The organism is Bradyrhizobium sp. Leo114 (genome assembly GCF_055229415.2).
In genome coordinates this window covers 1-265 of record NZ_JBUYEN020000257.1, presented here as the reverse complement: position 1 = coordinate 265, position 265 = coordinate 1, and the positions used below count along the sequence as shown (strand labels likewise).

The following is a 265-nucleotide window of genomic DNA, read 5'->3' as shown; positions in this document are numbered from 1 at the left end:
ACCAGCCAATCACGATGCTTTCCCGAAATCTTCTTCGGCTTGTAGCCGCCGATCTGATCCGGCTCGACGCTGCCGGTCCGGCGAAAGCGCTGCACCCAGAGAATGGCCGTGCTGATGCCTACACCAATTGCGCCGCCACCTGATGGCACGACAGGCCGCCCTCGCAGACGGCGTCAACCACGCGCTCACGCAGATCAGTCGAATACGCTCGCCCCATCCATGCCGGCCTCCTTCCCAGCCAGCATGTTGAATCAGAACCGATCTG

1 pseudogene is annotated in these 265 nt (G+C 61.9%); it reads right to left on the bottom strand.

Annotated elements, in window-relative coordinates:
• Positions 1 to 217, bottom strand: a pseudogene (locus ACZIRK_RS45640) (helix-turn-helix domain-containing protein); the annotation flags it as partial.
• Positions 218 to 265: the final 48 nt, after the last annotated feature.